The following is an 8,684-nucleotide window of genomic DNA, read 5'->3' as shown; positions in this document are numbered from 1 at the left end:
GGTAATTCTTATCCATATTGCTCAGGCTTTAGAGCTACCGTTTATGCCGGTTGTTTTTCCAACACAGTTGATTTTGCGTGTTGATTATCCAGATAACACGGCGAGGTTTATTAATCCACTCAATGGTGAAGCGTTAAGTGAATATGTGCTTGATGTGTGGCTTAAAGGTAACATTAGTCAGACAGCTAAATTAGCAGCCGATGATTTGCAAGGAGCTGATAACGCCAGCATTGTACGTAAAGTGCTGGATACAATAAAAGTCGCGTTAATGGACGAAGGGCAAATGGAACTGGCACTGAGAACGAGTGAAGCTGTGCTGATATTTGATCCCGATAACCCCTATGAAATACGTGATAGGGGGCTGATTTATGCGGAACTTGATTGTAATCATATTGCGGTTTCTGATTTAAATTATTTTGTGGAGCACTGCCCGGAGGACCCGGTGGCAGAAATGGTCAGAATGCAGATATACTCCATTCAGCAGCAATGCCTTGTTTTACATTGAAATATTGTTTTGTATTGAAATATTGTTTTGTATTGAAATATTGTTTTGCACTGATGAATAGCGCACTGCACTGATTTATCTCATTAATTTATTGGTCCCTAACGGAAGGTATAAGTATGCAACAGAAAGTGGTTCATATTGGTGATATCAAGGTCGCGAATGATCTACCGTTTGTTCTCTTTGGTGGTATGAATGTCCTTGAGTCACGGGATTTGGCCATGAGTATTTGTGAGCACTATGTGACAGTGACACAAAAATTGGGCATTCCTTATGTTTTCAAAGCCTCCTTTGATAAAGCAAACCGATCATCAATTCACTCTTACCGCGGCCCCGGTCTGGAAGAGGGAATGAAGATTTTTCAGGAATTGAAACAAACTTTCGGTGTGAAAATCATCACTGACGTGCATGAGTCGGCACAGGCCCAGCCAGTGGCGGAAGTGGTTGATGTTATCCAACTGCCAGCATTTCTGGCGCGTCAGACTGATTTAGTTGAGGCGATGGCGCGTACCGGCGCGGTAATCAACGTTAAAAAACCCCAGTTTATTAGCCCGGGTCAGATGGGAAATATTGTGGATAAATTCAAAGAAGGCGGCAACGATCAGGTGATCTTATGTGACCGTGGCAGCAACTTTGGTTATGACAATTTGGTGGTGGATATGTTGGGCTTCAATGTTATGGCTCAGGCGACGGGGGGGCATCCGGTCATTTTTGATGTCACCCATTCACTCCAATGCCGCGATCCATTTGGTGCTGCGTCTGGTGGTCGTCGTGCTCAGGTTGCTGAACTGGCGCGTGCGGGAATGGCAGTCGGCATTGCTGGCCTGTTCCTTGAAGCTCATCCTGATCCTGCGAATGCGAGGTGTGATGGTCCATCAGCATTGCCGTTGGCAAAACTTGAACCATTTTTGAGCCAGATGAAAGCAATTGATGATGTGGTGAAAAGCTTCCCTCAACTGGATACCAGTAAATAAAGTGGCTTTTTGATGCCATGACATCAAATGATGACGAGATTTGGTGATGAATAGATTTGGCGCTGGTTTACAGCGCCATGATTTTAAAAAAAGAGTTATTGAAAAAAGAGTTATTGGAAACAGAGCTAGCAAACTTTTATCTGGCAATTTCAGCTATCCATTTTGCCATTGAAATTCAACTCTTCCATTGCTCGTGGTAATGTCGCATGGAAGCTAAGGTGATTTTCAACCAACTGGATTCTGGCTCTGGCCAATGTTTTTAACGGCTGAAATGGAATATCACAAACAGCAATATATTTATCCTTACCCACTTCATCAATAAAACGTTGGAAAGCATGCAGCCCACCCGCATCCAGTACTGGCACGGCATCCCATTGCATGAGGATTGTCTGATAATTGGCGCTTTCTTCCTTTAATTCTGTGAAGATACGTTCAGCGGCGGCAAAGAATAGCGGGCCATTGATACGAACAACCAGCAGAGCTTTATCGACATTTGTTTGTGGCAATTGACTGATGCGAGTCATATTGGCTATCCGACGCATAAACAGCAGTGAAGCTAATACGATACCAATCGTAATAGCGATAACCATGTCAAACAGTACTGTGAGCGACATACAAAGTACCAGCACAATAATGTCATCCCTTGGTGCACGGCGGATCAGATCGATAACTTTATGTATTTCGCTCATATTCCAGGCGACCATGAGCAACAAGGCGGACATAGCGGCCAGAGGAAGATAGGAGAGCATGGGGGCCAATGCCAGTAAAGTCAATAAGACGAGCAGAGAGTGAACAATGGCTGAAACCGGTGATGTCGCGCCGGCCCTGATATTTGCGGCTGAGCGGGCGATTGCGGCGGTAGCTGTAATACCACCGAAGAATGGCACGACAATATTTCCCAATCCTTGGCCAATCAATTCACTGTTTGAGTGATGCTTCTTACCGGTCATACCATCTAAAACCACGGCACAAAGCAGTGATTCAATCGCGCCTAACATTGCCATTGAAAAGGCGGCGGGTAATAGGGCTGAAATTGTTGCCCAACTGATATTAACCTGATGAGCATCCATATCAGGTAAATGCCACGGTAAAACAAATTGCGGTAGGATGGGTGGGATGCCTTGTCCTTGTGTACCGTCATTCAATATATAACTAAATTCAGAACCAATAGTAGCAACATGTTGATCGAATAAGTTCATGATCCCCATTACAGCAGTTCCTGCAATGAGAGCAGGAAGATGCCCGGGTAATTTCAGCCCAAGCTTAGGCCAATAAATCAGAACGGCAAGTGTCGTCAGGCCAATCAGCGTATCACTCAAATACAGCGTTGGCAGAGCTTGAAACAGAACCGCAACCTTATTGATATAATTCTCTGGCATATGTTCCAATTGCAGACCAAAAAAATCTTTTACTTGCATGGTTGCGATAGTTATCGCGATCCCAGAAGTAAAACCGAGTGTTACGGGTAGCGGAATATACTCGATCAATTTACCAACGCGGGCTAACCCCATCACCAGCAAAATAATGCCTGACATTAATGTTGCAATGAGCAAACCACTCAGACCAAATTGTTGAGAGACCGGATAGAGAATGACAACGAAAGCGGCGGTAGGGCCGGAAACACTATAGCGTGAACCGCCGGTTATCGCGATAACTATCCCGGCAATTGCGGCGGTGTAAAGCCCATATTGTGGCGCGACACCACTCCCGATGGCTAGCGCCATCGCGAGCGGGATGGCGATAATACCGACAGTAATACCGGCAATAATATCTTTAGTTAAACGAGCAAAAGAGTAAGATTCCTTCCAACAAGCATCAATTACAGCACTAAACGGCCGTATACCGTTCATTCTACGAGTTTTCATCTGTGCATAAACCAAAAATATAGAGGGAAAAAGCAATAAGGTTGTTACAACCAAATTGCAAGACCGAATTGTAAAAATAGTGCTTTTAGTTCAAAGCGATAGCGCTATAGATCAAACTTAATGTTAATAGCTTAACGTCAGGAAAGTGAAAAGTAAAAGGGAGAATAGTGTTCTTATCACCATAAAATAGGCTGAAACCGATTCTATTAAGTGTCTATTCTTATTGGTGAATATTATTGAATTAACTTCATAAAGAATTTAATTAATATTTTTAAAATTGAAGCTATTTGGATTCACATAATTGATTGTAATTTTTAATTGTTATTGTTAGAAAGTTAAATAATTAATTATGCATTCACCACAAGTATTGATTATGACTGAATTAAACTAGCTGTATTGAATGTTTTTACGCATAATATTTTTTTATTTAATTTTTGGGTGTAATTTAACCAATGCTTTGATATCTCTTAAATATTAGATTAATAATTTGACAGATATAAGAACTCACCCTATTATTTAGGGTGACTCATAGAATTAGATTGAACAAGTGAATTGAAAATAGGTAAGCTAAAAATATATACGTTAATAATATATAAATTAAAAATGTTTTTTTGTTTAGATAATATTTATTCTGAATGCTTTATTTAAAGTAGGGATTACTGTTGGAAAATATCTTTTAGATAAGGTGGGAATGTTTAAATGCACAAATATGATAGCAAAATACTTATTATTGGTTCATCAAGTGAAATTGGGAATGCAATTTGCCAGCATGCGGTTGCAAGTGGTTATCAGGTATTAGGCACTTCACGTAAACCGCGTAATGAAGAAATTTATTTAGATGTTATGTCGGATAACAGTGTTAGAGAAGCCATTAGCATTGCCATTGAAAAAATAAAATGTATTGATGCGGTTATTTATACGCCGGCAATGTCATTGGATGGCTTATTACATGCTCAAGATATTGAGGGTTGGCATGATGTTTTTAATGTCAACTTATTTGGTGCAGCAAGAGTAGCAAAATATTTGCTGCCACATTTTATGAAGAATCGTAATGGCGTGATGCAATTTATTTCTTCTACGGCAAGTTTACGTGTAGAGACAGGCGCCATCGCTTATTCTTGTTCGAAAGCAGCCATGAATGCATTGGTAAAAAACATCTCTAATGACTACGGTCGTTTTAATGTTAGGGCCTACACTGTAATGCCGGGATATGTTGATGGTGGTATGTTGCGTCATATTTCTCCAGAAAAGAAGATGGAATTCGCTAGAAGCACTGCATTAAAACGAATGGCAGGTGTTAATGAAATTGCCAGTTTTTGTGTGGGGACGTTGAGTACATCAACCTATATCACAGGAACATCTCTTTGCATTGATGGGGGATTAAGTGGTTAATAACAATATTATATACCCTATGGATTTCAAGATGCATCGCGACGGCAAGGGAACGAATCCCCGGGAGCATAGCGAACTATGTGACCGGGGTGAGTGAGTGCCGCCAACAAAGAGGCAACTTGAAAGATGACGGGTATAAATCGTGATCCGCAAGCATGCGTTCATCAATTAGCTGGAATAGCGGGTTGGATTTATAATAAATGTATTTCTTTACCTGGCCTAATATTGCCAATCGCTTTAATGAGAAAAGGTTATTGGTTATTATTTCAATGTTGGTTACGCTATTTGGAATAGAAGCTGAAACTGATTATCAGATATCTTTATTTTATATCGTTTATGAGTTATTTTTTTGGGTAAATGAGAGTCTATCCCAATAGGCGTAATTGTTGCAGGCAATTTCAAGATGCATCGCGACGGAAATGGAGCGAATTCCCGGGAGCGTTTAATTTTTATGAAAGAAAAATAACAATTTGGAGGTGAAGAAAATGGTTATATTAGGTATCAGTGGCCTTCCTAATGCTCAACGTTTTCTGCGAGAGAATAATCCAGAGGTAAGTAAATTAGACGAACGTATTTGCCAGGGAGTCGATAGTGCGGCCTGTGTGATTATTGATGGAAAAATTGTTGCAGCGGCGGCGGAAGAGCGCTTTACGGGAGAGAAAGGAACAGGGCGGTTTCCTGCTAATGCCATTAATTATTGTTTAGCGGAAGCAGGTCTTATGCAAGATGATATACAGGTTATTGCTCACGGTTTTAATTATGATAATTATCGCCGATTTTTCATGTCTAATGAAGCGTTATTCGAGGAGGTTTTTAGTGGAAAAACCGTGATTAATGCATTAGCTGATAAGGGATGGCAGAATATTGAATCACGTTTTCAGGGGGTAGATCACCATCTAGCTCATGCGGCATCAGCCTTTTATCCCAGTGGCTTCCCGTCTGCGCTGTGTGTCATTTCAGACGGTATGGGCGAAATAGAATCTTTAAGTGTTTATCTTGCTAAAGGCCAGCAATTCCAGAAATTGTACAGTCAGCCAACTAGTTCTTCATTAGGAATATTTTATTCTATCTGTACCCGATTCCTTGGTTTTGTATTTAATAGTGATGAATATAAAGTCATGGGACTTGCTGCGTATGGTAACCCTGAGCGATACCGCGATATTTTTAATGAATTAGCGCAATTCGATGCAGAGAGCGGAACGATACAGATAAACTGGTTACCGCAAGCATTTGACAATGCGGAATATGGTTTTCCCGGTGCAATGGCACAACTTAGCGATATGTTTGGTTTTACACCGAGAAGTGAAGATAACATTTTGCTGGATGTTCATCAGGATTTTGCTGCTGGATTACAGGAGAAATTTACACTGTTGCTGAAACAGTTAGTGACCTATTGGCTGCAAAAAACCGGTGAAACGTCACTCTGTTTTGCTGGAGGATCATTCTTAAACTGCAAAGCAAACCAAGTTCTTTGTCAACTTGATGGGGTGGAAAACGTCTTTATCCAACCGGCATCGGGTGATGATGGTTCGGCCTTGGGGGCTGCGCTTTTTGTGGCTGGTGGCTACCACAATGATGTAGATCCTTGCTTTAATCCTTATCTTGGCCCACGCTTCTCCACCGATGAAGTCCGCAATGTATTATTCCGACATGGTGGCAATGCGGGAATGAAATGGCGTTATTTGGGATTGAATGATGATTATTTTGTTTCTGCGGCTAAAGATATCGCAGAAGATAAAATCATTGCCTGGTTCCATGGTCGAATGGAATTTGGTCCGAGGGCACTTGGCAACCGTTCGATTCTAGCTTTGCCAACAGGTGAAAGAATAAAGGATAGGATTAATAGTACAGTGAAATTCCGTGAGGCTTTCCGACCATTTGCCCCGGCAATTTTGGATGAGGATTGCGACACTATTTTTGAGACGCGTAATTTAATGCCGACTCGATATATGCTTTGCACCGCCAAAGTAAAACCAGAAATGATGGGGCCGGTGTCTGGTATTGTTCATGCTGATGGAACGGCGCGTATTCAGCTTGTTGAACGTACTTTTAACGCAACTTTTTGGCGATTATTGAAAGAGGTACAGAAGATAACCGGTTATGGCTGTCTGGTGAATACTTCATTTAACATTCAGGGGCAGCCGCTTATTATGTCACCGGAAATTGCAATAGAAACGTTTTTGAAAACTTCACTGGAAAAACTTTATATTGAGGGGTTTGTTGTCTGGAAAGAATAACCCTGATGGCTTTCTGATTAAAATGTCAGTTAATTGATTTTGGGATCAAATGTGTTTCTTTGTCATTTTAAAAAATATCTGGAGATGATATTTGATGATGTAGAAACACATCCTGTCTATTTGCAAAACAAAGATTGTTTTACTGGCGGCTTTCTGACCGTTTATATGCAGCTGCTGAGTTTCTTGATGAGACACTTTTGTAAGTTTTGAGTGAGGGAATATCTGTGTTTGAATCTCTTGTATCGGTGTTGGGAAATGTTGTTAATTAATATTTTGCGGAGATTTCATTTTTTGGTGCAGAGGTAGCATTTTCGCTTTTTTGTCCTATCCAATTTTACTCAATTCTGGAAAGGATGAGCGGGGAGTCTATTTTTGCAAAAAAATTCTTACACCAGAGTTGGGAAAATGAAGGGTAATTGATTAAGTGATGGGGATTTGGTAATGGTATATCAATATGCTATCATGATATAGAATTGATATACATTATTTTGACATGACTCGGAGAACGCACCATGCACAATACCCAAGGAAAAACCACAGCCAGTTTCTTGATCCGCTTGCGTAGTCAGGATACGCCCACAGGGATCAGCGCCGGGACGCTTGATGAACTGGTTAAAGTCACTGGTATGAGTAAAACTGAGATCGCACACCTTGCCTTGCGCAACTTTGCAGATCGGTATCTACCGCACTACGAGAAAGATGACGGACCATTGAGCAATGAGCAGATCTGTGCCATCCGTGAGGCGAGCGCCGCTAGCGACATTGCGGATGATAACTTTACTCAACGCCTGTTCTGATCGAGAGGCAATGATGGCACAGCAGCACAAAACGATCAGGTTTATCCCCCTTGCCACTATCGGCAGCATTGTGTGGTGTCGGTTTCCTGAAAGCTTCGGGACGCCGGGACCGAAATCTCGACCGGCGTTAGTAATTGCTGTATCTCCGACTGATCACGCGGTGATTGTGGTCTACGGCACCTCGCAGAAAACCCATCAGATTTACCCTGGCGAATTTCTTATTCAGACAACGGACATAGATTTTGAACTGACAGGTCTTGCTTACGACACAAAATTCAATCTAAACCACGAAATAAAACTGTTTTATGATTCTAACTGGTTTGAAGTCGCGCCAGCTTGGCGTGCGTTGCCAATCCCTGTTACGCCACGTATGGGGACGTTACCAGCCAGCTACTACGATGTTGTGCGACAAGCCGCAGCATGCCTCAAAAAGTAGCTAGATTTATTGTTTTAATTGGAGGGTTATAAACCCTCCATCGTAGGCGTATACAAATAAAAAGCTCAAGTATTTTGAATTTAAGCTCTTCTTTAAAAATCTGCCGGTGAAAATTAGATTGCTATTCAATCTATTTCTATCGGTATTTGTGAAATAATACTCAGGCTAATAATTTACATAAGTATTATCATACATTAGAGAAGAGCGTGACTTTTTTAATTTAAACTTTTCATTAACAAATCTTGTTGATATGAAAATTTTACTTTGCTATTTTAACAGGTATTAAAACTGGAGCAGAAATTATATTGACGATCCACTCATTCACATTAACAGCCTTGAGCAGAAAATTCATATTATTATCATAATCCTAACGAAATTTACAGCTCAGGAGTCCGGTAGTCAGAATCTGAATTTTATGGATATTTTGTTACTTGCATTATCTTAATATAAAAATACAAGAAGTAAGAGTTGGTACGACCAG

7 protein-coding genes are annotated in these 8,684 nt (G+C 40.9%); 6 read left to right on the top strand and 1 reads right to left on the bottom strand.

Annotated elements, in window-relative coordinates:
* Together LG003_RS03025 and kdsA are read left to right on the top strand one after the other, a co-directional pair.
* Positions 1–505, top strand: a 505-nt coding sequence (locus tag LG003_RS03025; RefSeq protein WP_262980129.1) for a tetratricopeptide repeat protein, incomplete at its 5' end; no start/stop codon positions are given.
* A gap of 116 nt (positions 506–621) precedes the next feature.
* Positions 622–1,476, top strand: coding sequence for a 3-deoxy-8-phosphooctulonate synthase (gene kdsA / locus LG003_RS03020; protein WP_262980128.1), 855 nt, complete (start codon positions 622–624; stop codon positions 1,474–1,476).
* A 149-nt stretch (positions 1,477–1,625) separates the two neighbouring features.
* On the opposite strand, the gene dauA is transcribed toward kdsA, so the two are convergent.
* Complete coding sequence (gene dauA, locus LG003_RS03015) at positions 1,626–3,341, bottom strand: C4-dicarboxylic acid transporter DauA (protein ID WP_262980127.1); 1,716 nt, start codon at positions 3,339–3,341, stop codon at positions 1,626–1,628.
* A gap of 699 nt (positions 3,342–4,040) precedes the next feature.
* Between dauA and LG003_RS03010 the strand changes: the two genes are divergently transcribed.
* From LG003_RS03010 to LG003_RS02995, 4 genes are all read left to right on the top strand, one after another.
* Positions 4,041–4,733 carry an SDR family NAD(P)-dependent oxidoreductase gene (locus LG003_RS03010; protein WP_112876090.1) on the top strand — a complete coding sequence of 231 codons (693 nt, stop codon included), beginning with the start codon at positions 4,041–4,043 and terminating at the stop codon, positions 4,731–4,733.
* Between the two features lie 485 nt (positions 4,734–5,218).
* Positions 5,219–6,970, top strand: coding sequence for a carbamoyltransferase family protein (locus LG003_RS03005; protein ID WP_262980126.1), 1,752 nt, complete (start codon positions 5,219–5,221; stop codon positions 6,968–6,970).
* A gap of 512 nt (positions 6,971–7,482) precedes the next feature.
* On the top strand, positions 7,483–7,767 hold the full coding sequence (locus LG003_RS03000; RefSeq protein WP_112876088.1) for a hypothetical protein: 285 nt from the start codon (positions 7,483–7,485) through the stop codon (positions 7,765–7,767).
* Positions 7,739–8,203, top strand: coding sequence for a type II toxin-antitoxin system PemK/MazF family toxin (locus tag LG003_RS02995; protein WP_240000676.1), 465 nt, complete (start codon positions 7,739–7,741; stop codon positions 8,201–8,203). Before LG003_RS03000 ends, LG003_RS02995 begins: the two co-directional genes overlap by 29 nt.
* The last annotated feature ends 481 nt before the right edge of the window (positions 8,204–8,684 follow it).

Source organism: Photorhabdus kleinii (assembly GCF_025384885.1).
In the GTDB taxonomy this organism is placed as follows: Bacteria; Pseudomonadota; Gammaproteobacteria; order Enterobacterales; family Enterobacteriaceae; genus Photorhabdus; species Photorhabdus kayaii.
The sequence above is the reverse complement of the archived record's forward strand: the minus strand, read 5'-3'. Positions and strand labels throughout refer to the sequence as shown.